Source organism: Parabacteroides sp. B2-S-102 (assembly GCF_023656665.1).
Taxonomy (GTDB): domain Bacteria; phylum Bacteroidota; class Bacteroidia; order Bacteroidales; family Tannerellaceae; genus Parabacteroides; species Parabacteroides distasonis.
In genome coordinates, this window is the sequence record NZ_JAMOKM010000003.1 from 248,058 (window position 1) to 263,262 (window position 15,205).

The 15,205-nt window shown below is 42.3% G+C and carries 15 protein-coding genes and 4 tRNA genes; 11 read left to right on the plus strand and 8 right to left on the minus strand.

From position 1 onward, the window contains the following. Position 1: 1 nt before the first annotated feature. From NBH07_RS06065 to NBH07_RS06075, 3 genes are read left to right on the plus strand one after another with little or no spacing between them, the layout of a single operon-like run. Complete coding sequence (locus tag NBH07_RS06065; RefSeq protein ID WP_005858922.1) at positions 2–475, plus strand: hypothetical protein; 474 nt, start codon at positions 2–4, stop codon at positions 473–475. A 32-nt stretch (positions 476–507) separates the two neighbouring features. Next, entirely contained in the window at positions 508–1,098 is a 591-nt protein-coding gene (locus NBH07_RS06070) for an ExbD/TolR family protein (RefSeq protein WP_005858924.1), read from the plus strand. Further along, positions 1,098–1,568, plus strand: coding sequence for an ExbD/TolR family protein (locus NBH07_RS06075; protein WP_005858926.1), 471 nt, complete (start codon positions 1,098–1,100; stop codon positions 1,566–1,568). Before NBH07_RS06070 ends, NBH07_RS06075 begins: the two co-directional genes overlap by 1 nt. 52 nt (positions 1,569–1,620) lie before the next feature. Here NBH07_RS06075 and NBH07_RS06080 read toward each other — a convergent pair whose 3' ends face one another. Continuing rightward, entirely contained in the window at positions 1,621–2,169 is a 549-nt protein-coding gene (locus tag NBH07_RS06080) for a GNAT family N-acetyltransferase (RefSeq protein ID WP_005858928.1), read from the minus strand. Positions 2,170–2,313: 144 nt separating this feature from the next. Between NBH07_RS06080 and NBH07_RS06085 the strand changes: the two genes are divergently transcribed. Beyond that, positions 2,314–2,784 (plus strand): Lrp/AsnC family transcriptional regulator, encoded by a 471-nt coding sequence (locus NBH07_RS06085; protein ID WP_005858930.1) that lies wholly within the window; start codon positions 2,314–2,316, stop codon positions 2,782–2,784. A gap of 83 nt (positions 2,785–2,867) precedes the next feature. On the opposite strand, the gene asnS is transcribed toward NBH07_RS06085, so the two are convergent. Genes asnS through purB form a run of 3 tightly spaced genes read right to left on the minus strand, consistent with a single transcriptional unit; the run spans position 2,868 to position 7,180 of the window. Then, on the minus strand, positions 2,868–4,274 hold the full coding sequence (gene asnS, locus NBH07_RS06090; protein WP_156682697.1) for an asparagine--tRNA ligase: 1,407 nt from the start codon (positions 4,272–4,274) through the stop codon (positions 2,868–2,870). A 15-nt stretch (positions 4,275–4,289) separates the two neighbouring features. Continuing rightward, the gene (locus tag NBH07_RS06095) at positions 4,290–5,777 is read right to left on the minus strand and encodes a pseudouridine synthase (RefSeq protein WP_005858934.1); all 1,488 of its coding nucleotides are present in this window, start codon (positions 5,775–5,777) and stop codon (positions 4,290–4,292) included. A gap of 59 nt (positions 5,778–5,836) precedes the next feature. Continuing rightward, positions 5,837–7,180 carry an adenylosuccinate lyase gene (gene purB, locus NBH07_RS06100; RefSeq protein ID WP_005858936.1) on the minus strand — a complete coding sequence of 448 codons (1,344 nt, stop codon included), beginning with the start codon at positions 7,178–7,180 and terminating at the stop codon, positions 5,837–5,839. A 236-nt stretch (positions 7,181–7,416) separates the two neighbouring features. On the opposite strand from purB, the gene NBH07_RS06105 reads away from it, so the two are divergent. The 3 genes from NBH07_RS06105 to NBH07_RS06115 all read left to right on the plus strand — a co-directional run bounded on the left by NBH07_RS06105 (position 7,417) and on the right by NBH07_RS06115 (position 7,708). Beyond that, a tRNA-Val gene (locus NBH07_RS06105) sits at positions 7,417–7,491 on the plus strand. A gap of 33 nt (positions 7,492–7,524) precedes the next feature. Further along, positions 7,525–7,599 (plus strand) — tRNA-Val (locus NBH07_RS06110). 34 nt (positions 7,600–7,633) lie between these two features. Continuing rightward, a tRNA-Val gene (locus tag NBH07_RS06115) sits at positions 7,634–7,708 on the plus strand. Positions 7,709–7,819: 111 nt separating this feature from the next. On the opposite strand, the gene NBH07_RS06120 is transcribed toward NBH07_RS06115, so the two are convergent. Further along, on the minus strand, positions 7,820–8,257 hold the full coding sequence (locus tag NBH07_RS06120) for a DoxX family protein (protein WP_005858940.1): 438 nt from the start codon (positions 8,255–8,257) through the stop codon (positions 7,820–7,822). 409 nt (positions 8,258–8,666) lie between these two features. Between NBH07_RS06120 and NBH07_RS06125 the strand changes: the two genes are divergently transcribed. Together NBH07_RS06125 and NBH07_RS06130 are read left to right on the plus strand one after the other, a co-directional pair. Next, complete coding sequence (locus NBH07_RS06125; protein WP_005858942.1) at positions 8,667–9,245, plus strand: Crp/Fnr family transcriptional regulator; 579 nt, start codon at positions 8,667–8,669, stop codon at positions 9,243–9,245. Positions 9,246–9,309: 64 nt separating this feature from the next. Next, positions 9,310–9,732 (plus strand): GNAT family N-acetyltransferase, encoded by a 423-nt coding sequence (locus NBH07_RS06130; RefSeq protein WP_005858943.1) that lies wholly within the window; start codon positions 9,310–9,312, stop codon positions 9,730–9,732. A 63-nt stretch (positions 9,733–9,795) separates the two neighbouring features. On the opposite strand, the gene NBH07_RS06135 is transcribed toward NBH07_RS06130, so the two are convergent. Beyond that, positions 9,796–9,869: transfer RNA gene (locus tag NBH07_RS06135), tRNA-Arg, on the minus strand. Between the two features lie 196 nt (positions 9,870–10,065). On the opposite strand from NBH07_RS06135, the gene asnA reads away from it, so the two are divergent. Together asnA and ung are read left to right on the plus strand one after the other, a co-directional pair. Continuing rightward, on the plus strand, positions 10,066–11,103 hold the full coding sequence (asnA, locus tag NBH07_RS06140) for an aspartate--ammonia ligase (protein WP_009016989.1): 1,038 nt from the start codon (positions 10,066–10,068) through the stop codon (positions 11,101–11,103). A 21-nt stretch (positions 11,104–11,124) separates the two neighbouring features. After that, positions 11,125–11,787: a uracil-DNA glycosylase gene (gene ung, locus NBH07_RS06145; RefSeq protein ID WP_005858947.1), complete on the plus strand. Its 663-nt coding sequence runs from the start codon at positions 11,125–11,127 to the stop codon at positions 11,785–11,787. Between the two features lie 63 nt (positions 11,788–11,850). On the opposite strand, the gene NBH07_RS06150 is transcribed toward ung, so the two are convergent. Both NBH07_RS06150 and NBH07_RS06155 read right to left on the minus strand, forming a co-directional pair. After that, a complete protein-coding gene (locus NBH07_RS06150; RefSeq protein WP_009016988.1) occupies positions 11,851–14,595 on the minus strand; it encodes a putative LPS assembly protein LptD in 2,745 nt (914 codons plus the stop codon). Positions 14,596–14,660: 65 nt separating this feature from the next. Then, positions 14,661–15,203, minus strand: a complete 543-nt coding sequence (locus NBH07_RS06155) for an HDIG domain-containing metalloprotein (RefSeq protein ID WP_005867908.1) — start codon at positions 15,201–15,203, stop codon at positions 14,661–14,663. Between the last annotated feature and the right edge of the window lie 2 nt (positions 15,204–15,205).

Below are 15,205 nucleotides of genomic sequence, written 5' to 3' on the forward strand. Positions count from 1 at the left end.
TATGGCAGTTACTAAAATAAGAAAAATATCCAGTTGGACTTTACTGATAAGTTCTATTATCAGTATTATTGTTCTGGGTATGTTTTATGCGGGTGGAGTCGTTGACCCTGCCGCTGAAATGAAAGAGCCCATCTATACCGGGTTATTGATTAACTGGACTTCTGTATTGTTCTTCGTGACAATCATCAGTACAATGTTGTTTGCCGTTTGGCAATTTTTGACGTTGTTGAAGACAAACGCTAAATCAGCGATTATGTCTTTGGTTGTATTAGTTTGCTTCGTTGCCGTTTTGTTCATCACTTACACGATGGGTGACGCAACTCCTTTAACAGGTTTGAACGCAGACTCTCAAGTTTACAACACTCCGGGTTGGTTAAAGATCACAGATATGTGGATCATGTCTACAATCGTACTTTTGGTTCTGATCGTAGCATGTGTAGTTTGGGGTTCTGTAAAGAGAATCATGGGTAAATAATAGTAATAACGAACTGATAAAACAAGAAAGAAATGGGTAAGAAAAGAAAGACACCGGGTATCAATGGTTCTTCTTCGGCCGATATCGCTTTCATGTTGCTTATCTTCTTCCTTATTACTACATCAATGGATACAGATAAAGGTTTGGCAAGACGTTTGCCGCCCCCTGTACCTAAAGATCAGAAGAACGATACCGATGTTGACATCAAAAAGAGAAACTTGTTGGTTGTATTGATCAACAGTAATAACCAGATTCTCTGCGGTGATCAATTTGTCGATATCAAGCAATTGAAAGAAAGAATCAAAGAGTTCATTGATAATCCTTATAATGACGAACATAAGCCTGAGCGTGTAGAGGCTGATGTTCCATTCTTCGGAAAGATGATGGTAACGAAGAACCACGTAATTTCTTTACAGAATGACCGTGGTACCGAATACCAAGCTTATATCGATGTGCAGAATGAAATTGCGGCTGCTTATAACGAATTGAGAAATAAGGTTTCTAAGGAAAAATTCGGTAAGAATTTCGCTGATTTGGACGAAGAACAACAAAAAGCTGTACAGCAGATTTATCCGCAAAAGATATCAGAAGCTGAACCTAAAAATTATGGAGGTAAAAAGTAATGGGAAAGTTTAGTAAAGCGGGCGGTCGTGAAATGCCCGAATTGAATACATCATCATTACCTGACTTGGTGTTCGCTTTCTTGTTCTTCATCATGATGGTAACATCTATGCGTGAGGTAACATTGAAAGTAGAGTTCCATGCTCCACAAGCTACAGAGCTTCAAAAATTGGAGAAGAAATCTTTGGTAACATTTATCTATGTCGGTAAGCCGACTAGAGATTTGAGAGCGAAGATGGGTTCTGAAACTCGTATCCAATTAAATGACGCTTTTGCGGAAACTTCGGAAATTCAGGATTATATCGCACAGGAAAAGTCCAGTATGAAGGAAGAGGACCAGCCGTTTATGACGGTTTCTATCAAGGCTGATAAAGAGACCAAGATGGGAACGATTACAGACATCAAGCAGGCTCTTCGTGAAGCATACGCATTAAAGATTAGTTATTCTGCCGCTCAACGTGTCGACGAATAATGATCTACAAATAGAATATCTAAAAAAGGCGGGAAATAGAATCCCGCCTTTTTTATTTCACTCCATAGACATTTTGGTGAATAATGGTCTTAACTCGCTTAAAAGATCGCTCCAGATCAAGTTCCCCATGAGTCATCAAACGCATTTCTAATAACGCCTCTCCTCTACGATATGGAGGTTGGAAATATACATGGTGATCCAAGACAAACCCCAGACGTTCATAAAAACCGATTCTACGTTTACTCATCTCCTCTGTCGGCATCTCTACCTCTAAGACAACCGGATCTTCGTGGAGAGCTAAAAAACTTGTCATTGCTTTCGCTCCGATTCCTCCGTTACGAGCGGACTCGTCGATCGCGAAATGCTCCGCATAAACAAAGCCCTCAAATTGCCATCCCGTAATGAAACCCACATAAATACCATCCCGTAGCAAGGCATACATCTCGAAACGGCTATCTTCCTCCAAAAGCTTACGTACCAAAGAGAAATCACGACGCTCTTCCTCGGGGAAAGAACTAGTATATGTTTTCTCTACTAGATCCAATAAAGGATCGGCTATCTCCCGGACAGGCTTACTAATTATTACATGATCTTCGCTCATAAAAAAAATACTTAATAATTGAATAAAGAATGCTTACAAAATCAAAATAATCTAACATAATCTTTAGGTGATTATAAGATTATCATTATATTTGTATTAAATATGAAAGATATAATCTAACAGTAATACAAATATACTGAATATATGGCACATCATCAACTAGATGAACTGGACGAGAAGATACTTAAACTAATCATCGGCAATGCGCGTATGCCATTTTTGGAAGTAGCGAGGGAATGTAACGTATCCGGAGCGGCTATTCATCAACGCATACAAAAGCTGACTAATTTAGGGGTTATCAAAGGCTCAGAATTCATCGTGGATAACACAAAAGTTGGGTATGAAACTTGCGCATATATGGGGTTATTCCTAAAGTCTCCCGGACAATTTCCAAGCGTTACAGAAGCGCTGTTGCAGATACCGGAAGTCGTGGAATGCCATTATACAACGGGGCAATACGACCTGTTTATAAAAATATACGCAAAGAACAACCAGCATTTGCTAAGCATCATCCACAACAAGCTTCAACCATTGGGCTTGGCTCGCACCGAATCGCTCATATCCTTTAAGGAGGCATTCAAAAGACAAATTCCTATTGATCTGGACGACGATTAATAAAGGAAGCTAATATAAGAAAAGGGTCCGTAATTCGGTTGAAACCGGTTACGGGCCCTTTTTATCATGATCACTAAGCGCTATTAGAACTCAGCATTATTCGGTGTACGCGGGAAAGGTATCACGTCACGTATATTTGCCATGCCTGTAACGAACAGCAAAAGACGCTCAAAGCCCAAACCGAAACCAGAGTGAGGCACCGTACCAAAACGGCGAGTATCTAAGTACCACCACATATCCTTCATCGGGATGCCCAATTCGTCAATACGACTCATTAGCTTATCATAGTCAGCCTCACGCTCGGAACCGCCGATGATCTCTCCGATCTTCGGGAATAATACGTCCATCGCACGTACCGTCTTTCCATCCTCGTTTTGCTTCATATAAAAAGCCTTGATCTCTTTCGGGTAATCCGTTAAAATTACAGGACGTTTGAAGTGATCCTCCACTAAGAAACGTTCGTGCTCGGAAGCCAAATCTACACCCCAATAAACAGGGAACTCAAATTTATGTCCTTTAGCGACAGCCTCTTCCAATATCTTGATTCCTTCAGTGTACGGCAAGCGAACGAATGAGTCTTTCAAGACCCCTTCCAGACGAGCGATCAATTCCTTATCGAACATATCGTTCAAGAACTTGATATCCTCCATACAGTTATCCAACGCCCATTGTACGCAATATTTAATGAACTCCTCGGCCAACTCCATATTGTCCGCGATATCATTAAAAGCGACTTCCGGCTCAATCATCCAGAATTCCGCCAAATGACGAGGCGTATTTGAGTTCTCAGCGCGGAACGTAGGGCCAAACGTATAAATCTGTCCCAAGGCTGTAGCTGCCAACTCACCCTCCAACTGTCCGGAAACCGTCAAGCTAGCCTGCTTGCCGAAGAAATCGTCCTCATAAATGATAGAGCCATTCTCATCCTTTTTCAAGTCGTACAAATTTTTGGTAGTAACTTGGAACATCTGTCCGGCACCCTCACAGTCGGAAGCCGTGATGATCGGCGTATGGAAATAGAAAAAGCCTCTATCATGGAAAAACTTATGGATAGCGTAAGCCATATTGTGACGAATACGGAATACCGCGCCAAATGTATTCGTACGAGGACGCAAGTGAGCGATCTCACGTAAAAACTCCATGGAGTGTCCCTTTTTCTGCAACGGATAAGTAGCTGGATCAGCCGTACCGAAGATCTCAATCTCGGTAGCCTGTATCTCCACGCTTTGCCCCTTGCCTTGGGATTGTGTCAAGATACCGTTTACGCTGATACTAGCTCCCGTGGTAATCGGTTTCAAGAACTCATCACCCAATTTATCTACATCCACAACGATCTGAACATTATTAATTGTAGAACCGTCATTCAAGGCGATAAAATTCACCTGTTTGCTACCACGGCGGGTGCGAACCCATCCTTTCACGTTCACGGTAGTACCGAAAGCTTCGCTTTTCAGCACGTCTACAATTTTTGTTCGTTTAATTGTTTCCATCTGTATCTTTTTTTTTTATTCGAAAGCTCCCATCCTAAGAGCGTTCACTTCCCTTTCATTTAAGTAACGCCATTTACCGCGGCCTAAGTTCTTCTTAGTCAAACCGGCGAAATAAACACGATCCAATTTCGTCACATGATATCCCAACGATTCGAAAATACGGCGCACGATACGGTTACGGCCGGAATGGATCTCGATACCCACTTGGCTCTTATCGTCCTCGCTAGCATAGCTGATAGCGTCCGCATGGATCTCCCCATCCTCAAGCTCAAGGCCGTTGGCGATTTTCTCCATATCCTCGATAGCCACGTTCTTATCCAACCACACATGGTAGATCTTCTTCTTCTTGAAAGATGGGTGAGTCAATTTAGAAGCTAAATCACCATCGTTCGTCAATAACAAGACACCTGTCGTATTGCGGTCCAAGCGGCCTACCGGATAAATACGTTCTTGGCAAGCGTTCTTCACCAAATCCATTACTGTCAAGCGTTCTTGAGGATCATCAGAAGTCGTTACGCAATTCTTCGGCTTGTTCAATACGATATACACCTTGCTCTCGATCTGAACCGGCTTCTCGTTAAATGTAACAACATCTTGACGAGTAATCTTAGTACCCAATTCCGTTACCACGACATCATTAACCTTAACAGCCCCTTTCTGGATAAACTCATCCGCCTCACGACGAGAGCAAACACCAGCGTTAGATAAGAATTTGTTCAAACGAATCGGTTCGTTCGGATCCGCCAAGACTTCCTTATACTTGATCTGTTTCGGACGCATGTTGTAACCCTGCTGTCTTTGGAAACCACCTCCTCCACCGGAACGGCGATTATTATTGTAAGAAGGACGGCGATTATTTCCATATCCACCACCCCCTTGACGATTACCGCCATAAGAGTTATCGTTACCATACGAACGTCTGGGTGCGTAACCGTCCCCGCCGCTTGAACGTGAATCATTGTAATCAACCCGGGTATCACCTACTCTAGGTCTTCTTTTCTTCATACCATCCGCAGACATTCCCTCTCCGGAAGGACTAGCGGAATAAGCCTTTGCCGGTCCATCATAATTAGGACGAGACGGACGATTGTATTGCCCTCCTCCATTCCCATATGACGGGCGGTTATTTCCATAAGACGAGCGGCCGCTGTTGTAGCCACCTTCACGGTTGTTGCCATAAGACGGGCGATTATTTCCATACCCACCATCGCGATTGTTGCCATAAGATGGACGACTATTACCATAGCCCCCCTCACGGTTGTTGCCATACCCGCCTTCACGGTTATTATCGTAAGAACGCGGACGGCTCGGACGATCCCCGTATGAAGGACGGTTATTTTCTCCATAAGACCGATACGGTCTACGTTCATAGCTACCCTCAGGTTTATTATAACCCTGATTGTAAGGTCTTCTTTCACCTTCTTGGTCTGTGTTTTCCCGTCTGATACTTGGTATCACTTTTTTTGGACGCGGTTGAGATTCATCTCTTTCTTCTGTACTCATTTGTTATAAATTAAACAATGGTTAAAAACTTGGTAGCCTCACGGCTACCTGTATTATCACTAAATTCCTGTATAATTATGAGGCGTTATAGCCCTTAATTCATCTTTAATCCGGTCGCTAACATTCAAGGTTTCGATAAACTCCTTGATAGATTGCTCCGTAACAGTCTGGTTCGTACGTGTCAAAGCTTTTAATGCCTCGTAAGGCTTCGGATAACCCTCACGGCGTAAGACCGTCTGGATACCCTCGGCTACCACAGCCCAGCAATTATTCAAATCCCTACTTAGGGCGTTCTCGTTCAATAACAATTTACCCAAGCCTTTTGTTAAGCTCTTGAAGGCAATTTCTATATGTGCCAAAGGCACGCCTACGTTTCTCAACACGGTAGAATCCGTCAAGTCTCTTTGTAAACGAGATACCGGCAATTTCGTAGCCAAATGCTCTAAAATAGCGTTAGCGATCCCTAGATTACCCTCAGCGTTCTCGAAATCAATCGGGTTCACCTTATGTGGCATAGCAGACGAACCGATCTCACCCGCCTTGATCTTTTGCTTGAAATACTCCATGGAGATATATTGCCAGAAGTCACGATTCAAGTCGATCAAGATCGTATTGATACGCTTCAAGCCATCGAAGATCGCTGCCAGATTATCATAATTAGAGATCTGGGTAGTCCACTCCTCACGCTTCAAGCCTAACACCTCACTAACGAACTTGTTACCGAATGCCCTCCAATCATATTCCGGATACGCTACATGATGCGCATTGAAGTTTCCTGTAGCCCCACCGAATTTAGCGGAGATAGGAACGGCCTTTAACAATGCCAACTGTTGCTCCAAACGGTAAACAAAGACCATCACCTCCTTACCCAAACGAGTCGGAGATGCCGGTTGCCCATGTGTCTTAGCCAACATCGGAATATCCATCCATTCCTCGGCGTATTTTTTCAAGGCGCCGATCACCTCTTCCAAACCCGGATAATACACCTCTTGCAAAGCGTCCTTGATCGATAAAGGCACAGATGTGTTATTAATATCCTGAGAAGTCAATCCAAAATGAATAAACTCGTGGTATTTCTCCGCAAGGAAATGATTTGTTTTTTCCTTAATAAAGTACTCCACCGCTTTCACATCGTGGTTTGTCACGCTCTCGATCTCCTTCACTCGTAAAGCGTCCTCCTCCGTAAACTCCTGATAAATTTTCCGGAGCCCCTTTTTTACTTCCGCCGCATTTAACTCGCTTAATTGCGGAAGAAACTCAGATAGAGTAATAAAATACTCGATCTCAACTCGCACCCTATACTTGATAAGTGCGTATTCTGAAAAATAAGCCGCCAGATTCTCAGCCTTATTCCTGTATCGCCCATCCACGGGCGAAATAGCAGTCAGTGTCGATAATACCATATACATTATTAATATAGAGTCGCAAAGTTAAGTCTTTTCCATTGAATAATAAGGTAAGCAATCGTTATTTTTAACTAAATGCCCCGTTTTTAGGACCATCAGACACTTACGTAGCCACATCCAAACAAAATTCATATTCATCCACATTTTTTCGTCAAAAAGTTTGGTGGTAATAAAAAAAGCCGTATCTTTGCAGCGCTTTAGAGAGATAAAGCGAACGAAAAAATAAGTTTAAAGGGCGTTTAGCTCAGCTGGTTCAGAGCATCTGCCTTACAAGCAGAGGGTCGGCGGTTCGAATCCGTCAACGCCCACCTTTAAATTTATTATTTCACCGAAAGATTTTCGGGCGTTTAGCTCAGCTGGTTCAGAGCATCTGCCTTACAAGCAGAGGGTCGGCGGTTCGAATCCGTCAACGCCCACTTTTAAATTTATTATTTTCACCGAAAGAATTTCGGGCGTTTAGCTCAGCTGGTTCAGAGCATCTGCCTTACAAGCAGAGGGTCGGCGGTTCGAATCCGTCAACGCCCACAATAGAAAAGATTGTTTGGTTTCCAGACAGTCTTTTTTTATTTAGGAACCAGAGAGTTTACCCGAGGTTCCAGAAACTTTTCCAAAGCAAGTTAACTTTCCTACAATTCCCTATCTCTTCTGCGACAAGAGGACAGCGATCAGACGATCTAACGAGAACTTACCAGGTCCTGCTATATACATCAAGATAAAAATGACCAAGTAAACGAACGCCAACTCTTTCAAAGAAAACGGATCATTCCCGTGAATCACGAAGAAAGCCACTCCCATGGTAAAAATCATCGGGATCATTGCCAACCGATAGAGCGCACCGAGAATAAAGCCAATCGAACAAAAAAGCTCCCCAAAAATGGCCAAGCCTAGAGAAACCGAATGTCCAACTCCCAGTGGGTCCGGAAATGCGGCGGACATGCTCTCAAAATTCGTCCACTTCTGTATCCCATGCGAAAGCAATAGACCTCCAAATAACAAACGAAGCGCCAACAACAGTAACGATATAGCTGTACCATCCGGCTTCATTGGAAAAAGAAATTTGTAAAATGCTGACATAATTCCCCTATTTTTTATCTTATCAATTCATCTTTCTGGTAATAAAACAAAAACGAAGTAAGGTTAGTTCAGCAAAAGCTCCGGGAATTGACAAGCGGCTTATCTTTCGCCTTGCAAAACGTTTGCCACTACTATCATAACACTATTTACCTTATTATAATACAACGACTTGAAATAATACATCTTCAAAAGAATAACAATTTAACAACATGCTAATTACCTTTGTTTTCCGTGTTCTTTCATTACTTAAATAACTCCATCATAAACGTACATAAAAACTTTCGGTTTTTTCGTAAGTTTGTAGTCGAAAATATATTTCACTGAATATGAGAAATTAAATTAAGGAGAACAGGAGTAACAGTGAATATATCAAATGAGTAAGTATATTACGAATTATTACATTTAGACTATGCTTTTAGAAAAACTACTTAAAGGATTTAATTATAGCACCAGTACTTTCAATTTGAAGGAATCTAAGTTATTTGACCAATATTTTGAACGAATATTGATTAGTAAAGGTACATTTTTGGTCAAGGAAGGAGAAATAGAGAGGTATAGTTATTTCGTTTTTGATGGAATATTACGTTGTTGGCTATTAAATCATAAAGGAGAAGAACAAATCTTTTGGTTTTGTAAAGAGGGTACGTTCTCAATGTCGAACATATCTTTTACATTACAAACAAAGTCTGCGTTTAATGTGCAAACAATTGTAGATAGCGTTATTTACCGAATAGACAAGAAACAAGAAAATGAACTATACACCGCTATACCTAAGGTAAAAACTGTATTTGAAGATTTGAATGCTATATTGCTGAATAAACTCTTGAAAAGAAATATCGACTTGATTAAATATTCCCCTGAACAGTATTATCTACAGATGATTGAAGAATATGGCATTACACTAAACTATATACCGCTAAAAGATATAGCTTCTTATTTGGGTATCACACCACAAGCACTAAGCAGAATCCGTAAACGTATTTTTTAACTTAGATTCAGTGCTTTAAATGTAAAAGTTCCGAACTTTGTAGCTTTAAATAGTAATTACAATTATGATTAAAAAAATTAAAGTTACAGATCATCCACGTTTGATGGAAATCTGGGAAAGTTCAGTATTAAATACACATGATTTTCTTAAAGAGGAAGATTTTCTATACTATAAGGAACAACTTCCAGTATATTTTCAACATGTCACTCTATTCGGATTTGAACAAGAGGGAATCTTAGTAGGATTTATGGGAATCGCAAAAGGAAATCTTGAAATGTTATTCATTGACAATAATTATCGAGGTATAGGAATAGGAAAAAAATTAATCACTTATGCCATAGATAATTTGCAAGTAACAAAAGTCGATGTGAATGAGCAAAATAATCAAGCTGTCGGTTTTTATAAACATATAGGCTTTAACACATACAAAAGGTCTGATTTGGACGGAGAAGGTAAAGAATATCCTATTTTACACATGCGGTTATAGTTTTCCTTAAAATCACATAAACAAAAAATCCTTGGAAATCTAATGATTACCAAGGATTTCTTGTGACCCGGGTGGGACTCAAACCCACGACCTTCAGAACCGGAATCTGACGCTCTATTCAACTAAGCTACCGAGCCAAAGACTGCGCAAAAGTACATATAATATCTTAGTTTAGCAAATACAGGAGAGAAATATTTTATTTTTGATATTTTGCATATAAGTATTCTGCTTATTCTGCCATTTTGCAAATAAAAGCGATCACATTCTTGTTATTTTGCCATTAATCATTATCTTTGCCGCACATATTTCACAAACACAAAGTACAACAAGTATATGAGCTATCTTATTAAACCCGCAGGGTATAAAGCCTTACTTAACTTATCCCAGACTGAAATGGGAATCAAGAAGATCAAGGACTTTTTCCAGCAAAACCTCTCATCCGAGCTGCGCCTAAGACGCGTAACCGCACCTTTATTCGTACTTAAGGGCATGGGTATCAATGATGATCTTAACGGGACCGAGCGAGCCGTCACTTTTCCTATCAAGGATTTAAACGACTCTAAAGCAGAAATCGTACATTCACTCGCCAAATGGAAACGACTGACACTCGCCGATTACCACATTGAAGAAGGTTACGGTATTTACACCGACATGAACGCCATCCGCTCAGACGAGGAGCTAGGTAATTTACACTCTTTATACGTGGATCAATGGGACTGGGAACGTGTAATGAGCGAAAGCGAACGTAAGATCGATTTCCTCAAGGAAATCGTCCGTCGCATATATGCCGCTATGGTCCGTACCGAATATTTAGTTTACGAGATGTTTCCTCAAATCCGCCCGACGCTCCCCCAACAGATTCATTTCATCCATTCAGAGGATTTGTTACAAAAATATCCTACCTTTACACCGAAAGAGCGGGAAGACGCTATTACCAAGGAATACAGGGCCGTATTCATTATCGGTATCGGATGCTCGCTAAGCAATGGAGAGAAGCATGACGGACGTGCTCCGGACTACGATGATTGGTCTACGATCGCCGAGAACGGACAAACCGGATTGAACGGGGATTTATTGGTTTGGGATGATGTACTAAACCGTTCTATGGAACTATCCTCTATGGGTATCCGCGTCAATAAGGAAGCCTTGCTACGCCAGTTGGATATTTGCAAAGCCGGGGAGAAAAAAGAACTCTATTTCCACAAACGCCTCTTGAGCGGTGAACTTCCGCAAAGTATCGGCGGTGGTATCGGACAAAGCCGGTTGTGTATGTTCTATCTTCGTAAGGCCCATATCGGAGAGATACAGGCAAGTATCTGGCCGGAGGAGATGCGCAAGGAAGCACGTGCGGCTGGAATGATGCTTATTTAGTTAACAGCCAACTATTATATTATGGACGTAAAGATTGAAGAAAGCTGGAAAAAACGGTTAGCCGACGAGTTTGAAAAAGATTATTTCAAGCAATTGACCGATTTCGTTAAACAAGAATACCGCCAAGGTACTGTTTATCCTCCCGGTCCTTATATGTTCAATGCTTTTGAGCACTGCCCGTTCGATAAAGTGAAGGTCGTTATCCTCGGCCAAGATCCTTATCACGAGCCGGGACAGGCGCACGGACTTTGTTTCTCCGTGCAGGATGGGGTACCTTTCCCCCCTTCCCTCATCAATATATTCAAAGAAATACAAGATGATTTAGGGCATCCGGTTCCAACAACCGGCAACTTGATTCGTTGGGCAGATCAAGGCGTATTACTGCTAAACGCCACGCTCACAGTACGAGCGCATCAAGCCGGTTCCCATCAAAATAGAGGTTGGGAGACCTTTACCGATGCTGTTATTCATCGTCTGGCGGCTGAAAGAAGCCATATCGTTTACATATTATGGGGTTCCTACGCACAAAAGAAAGGTGCTTTCATCGATTCATCCCGTAACCTGGTTCTTAAATCAGCCCATCCGTCCCCACTTTCCGCTTACCGGGGATTCTTCGGAAACAAGCATTTCAGCAAAGCCAATGATTATTTAATCGCAACTGGGCAAACTCCCATCGAATGGTAAGATCATTGAGAATTGAAAATTAGCTATACAATCCAATAATTTTCAATTCTCAATTTTCGGTTCTTAATACCACTGCTGTCCATCCCTATAATTACTTCTCTTATCATACTTCAAATCTTTCAATAAAGCAGAGCTTACAGCGATACTGAATGTATAGGATTTATAAGGACCAACCGGAACGAAACTAGCCGTCATTTGCCAGCAGTGCAAGTTACGAGTTACGTTACAAGTCATATAAGAGATCTTCTTAGCGTCAAAATCATAAGTAGCGTTAAAGTTAAAACGCCAGTTCTTTGTCGGCTGGATATTTCCGTTAAAGCTCAAAGAGTGAGTCAAGGCGTAATCATACTCCAGTTTAGAACGATTAAAATCACCATACCGCAAACTCAAACCATAACTAAACGAGAGGCTCCAAGGAATCTTGGAAATTAAATAGCCATCGGCATCTGTCTCACCGGTCTCTTTCTTTTTGCCCAACAGACGGCCACCACTTTCCTTATTCTCGCCCTCTCCTTCTCCATCCGGGTTCAAGCCATCCGGATCTGCATTCGGATCCGTGGAAGCCGATTGATTCCCGGATTTATCCGATGAACTATCACCTCCTCCAAACAACTTCTTAAACGTATCATTATTAAATGTATAAGAAAAACTGGTGCTAGTCCCTCTCAAACGGCCAATACCCTTGCCTGCTTTCCAACGGGGAATATCGACACGATGCCCATTCTCATCGTACGTATAGGTATCGAACTGACCATTCAAGTTCAACGTATAACTCTTGGATAATTTCAAACGTAAACCGACACTCAAGTCACTCCACTTAAATGAATCCGCCGCCATATTATAACTCATGCCTAACGACAGCTTATCGATCAGACTAATTTTCTTGAATCCAGTAGAGTCCTTATCCGAACGCACCTTCATCTCGATATTGTTATTTACGTCAAAACTGATATTTCCTTGTTTTCCCGTTCCCGGAACGCCATACATATTATGAGCGAACGGAGAATACGTATATTCACGATCCTCACCATTTGCGTCTTGATATACATAAGTCTCATAAAAACCAAAACGAGAAGAAGCGAAGTCCGGCTGGGCGCTTACCGTAATAGACGGCTCGAAACGGTGACGGATCATCTCAACCTTATTACCCAAGAATGGCAACGGTTTATAAAAACCATACAAGGTAGTAGACGCAGAGATAGAAGCGTTAAAATCGTAAATACGATAAAAACCATACGTAGTGTCGCGGGCTACCAAAGCCTGTTTCTGCGTATCATATTCCTGTTCGATCTTGCTGGTGTACCAACGTTCCTTATAATTGAAAGAGGGAGAAATATTCAAGTACTTGAGCACGGAGAATGTAGCGCTTACCGGAATCGAGTGCTGCATAGCATTCTGCCAATCTTTGATCAAATTCGATTTGAATAATAAGTTTTCTTTTGTCGTTATACTATTACTAAACGTACCGGAATAACTCATGGAGATCTTCTCGTACCAACGCTCCTTCCCGACCGGATGTTTCCGCTTGAAAGGGAAGATACGACTCATCGTAACCGTCATGCTAGGCAAGGTCACGGCGATAGAAGAATCCCGGGTCGTCTGGTTTATACTCATCGTACCAGAGATCGTGAACGGGTTATTCGGGAAACGTTTCGTTACGTTGATGGATGAACTCTTCGTATTCTGGTTCACATCGGCATACCCATTCGCATTCGGGTATAAACTGTTCTGATTATTGCGGTCATACGAAGAGGTCGAGAAGTTTACGCTCGCCGAGAAAGACAGATAAGGATTCGCCTTAGGGTCTTGCGTATGCGTCCAGTTTACCTTGAAGTCCTTAGACAAATTATAGTCGGGTAATCCCTTATCTCCCAATTTCGTCACCAAATAAGAAGCATTAAAACTGCCCGAGAATTTATAACGTTTGCGGTAAGCCGACTTGGCCGACAATCCCCAAGATCCCTTGGTATAAATCTCTCCCAACAAAGCCAAGTCCATATAATCGCTCAAGGCGAAATAATATCCACCGTCACGCAAGAAGAAACCTCTGGTAGACTCGTCTCCGAAAGTCGGCATAATAATACCGGATGAATATGTACTCGAGAACGGGAAGAAACAGAAAGGTAGTCCGATCGGATACAACGGCACGTCCTCCAAGACCAGATAGACCGGACCCGTTACGATATTCTTTTTCGGGCGCACCTTCGCTTTCGTCATCTGGATGTAAAAGTGAGGATGCTCATGCTCGTCGCAGGTCGTATACTTACCACCCACCATGTTCAAGATATCCCCTTCCATCTTTTTCGTTCGCCCGGCGGTAACATACCCTTCGCCCTGCTGGGTAATCACGTCCGTGATATATCCTTTCTTGGTACCAAAATTATACCGCATCGTCTTCGACTCATACTGCTGATCGCCCTCCTTAAACAACGGATAGCCAAACTCCTGCCCGATAGAGTCAAGTCCAAACTTAGCGAACACGATGCTACTATCCATATTCATCTCGATCAATTCGGATTGCAGCTCGATATTCTGGTATTTGACATCGCCTTCCCCATAAAGATATGCCCAGTTGCCAGCCGTCATCACGATAGAATCGGTCGCTTGATAACTGACCGGAGCATCTAGCCCGGTCTGCTTTTCTGGAATCGAATCTCCCGCTAACGTTGTACTATCCGTAGGAGCCACCAAGAGAGAATCAGTCTGCGCCAAGCTATCGACAGGAGCGACAATCTCCTGCGCTTGCACGCCCAAGCCTCCCAAGAGGAAAACGAATAGAATGATTAGGACTCTATATATCAAAAACATTACTTCGTTCTTTGCAGTGTGTTACAGCGTGCAAATGTATAATAAATAAACGAGCCCTTATGCTTTTATTCCCCTAAAAAGAGTTTACACCAGTGTTCAAACTGCTCAACTGTCTCATTTCCATACTTGGATAAGCTCTGTTTTATCTTATCAGCCGGTTTCTCTTTCGTCAATTTAGTCTTGCTAAAGAATTTATCAGCGAAACAGATCAATTGTTCTTCCAATGACACGGGACGCATATCCCGATGTGGAACAGGCAGGTTCCGTTCCTCGATCATGGCAAGCGAAAGCCCCGTTCCCGTATGCCTCTCGCAAACTAAGGCGTGGCGAGGATACCCCTCTTTCCGCATTAAATCGGCTCCCAGATAGCCATGGCAGATATAATCGGCCTCCCCATGGCAATCGATATCCGGTGCGTTACACAAAAAGATCCCTATGTCATGCAACATCGCCGCTTCCTCAATAAAAGTCAGATCCAGATTCATCTCCGGATGCAAACGGGCCAATGCCAATGCCTTATCCGCCACGCTGCGGCTATGAGTCACCAAAATCCGGTAGGCATCCGAACTTTCCGGATAATATTTCTTTATTATATCAAGAGGTTTCATCC

What these genes read in the sequence shown, in the direction of transcription:
- NBH07_RS06075 (WP_005858926.1), top strand. Translation starts at nt 1,098, where the DNA reads ATGGGAAAGTTTAGTAAAGCGGGCGGTCGTGAAATGCCCGAATTGAAT.
- NBH07_RS06130 (WP_005858943.1), top strand. Translation starts at nt 9,310, where the DNA reads ATGATTAAAAAAATTAAAGTTACAGATCATCCACGTTTGATGGAAATC.
- NBH07_RS06080 (WP_005858928.1), bottom strand. Translation starts at nt 2,169, where the DNA reads ATGAGCGAAGATCATGTAATAATTAGTAAGCCTGTCCGGGAGATAGCC.
- ung (WP_005858947.1), top strand. Translation starts at nt 11,125, where the DNA reads ATGGACGTAAAGATTGAAGAAAGCTGGAAAAAACGGTTAGCCGACGAG.
- asnS (WP_156682697.1), bottom strand. Translation starts at nt 4,274, where the DNA reads ATGGAAACAATTAAACGAACAAAAATTGTAGACGTGCTGAAAAGCGAA.
- NBH07_RS06125 (WP_005858942.1), top strand. Translation starts at nt 8,667, where the DNA reads ATGCTTTTAGAAAAACTACTTAAAGGATTTAATTATAGCACCAGTACT.
- NBH07_RS06065 (WP_005858922.1), top strand. Translation starts at nt 2, where the DNA reads ATGGCAGTTACTAAAATAAGAAAAATATCCAGTTGGACTTTACTGATA.
- asnA (WP_009016989.1), top strand. Translation starts at nt 10,066, where the DNA reads ATGAGCTATCTTATTAAACCCGCAGGGTATAAAGCCTTACTTAACTTA.
- NBH07_RS06085 (WP_005858930.1), top strand. Translation starts at nt 2,314, where the DNA reads ATGGCACATCATCAACTAGATGAACTGGACGAGAAGATACTTAAACTA.
- purB (WP_005858936.1), bottom strand. Translation starts at nt 7,180, where the DNA reads ATGGTATTATCGACACTGACTGCTATTTCGCCCGTGGATGGGCGATAC.
- NBH07_RS06120 (WP_005858940.1), bottom strand. Translation starts at nt 8,257, where the DNA reads ATGTCAGCATTTTACAAATTTCTTTTTCCAATGAAGCCGGATGGTACA.
- NBH07_RS06155 (WP_005867908.1), bottom strand. Translation starts at nt 15,203, where the DNA reads ATGAAACCTCTTGATATAATAAAGAAATATTATCCGGAAAGTTCGGAT.
- NBH07_RS06150 (WP_009016988.1), bottom strand. Translation starts at nt 14,595, where the DNA reads ATGTTTTTGATATATAGAGTCCTAATCATTCTATTCGTTTTCCTCTTG.
- NBH07_RS06070 (WP_005858924.1), top strand. Translation starts at nt 508, where the DNA reads ATGGGTAAGAAAAGAAAGACACCGGGTATCAATGGTTCTTCTTCGGCC.
- NBH07_RS06095 (WP_005858934.1), bottom strand. Translation starts at nt 5,777, where the DNA reads ATGAGTACAGAAGAAAGAGATGAATCTCAACCGCGTCCAAAAAAAGTG.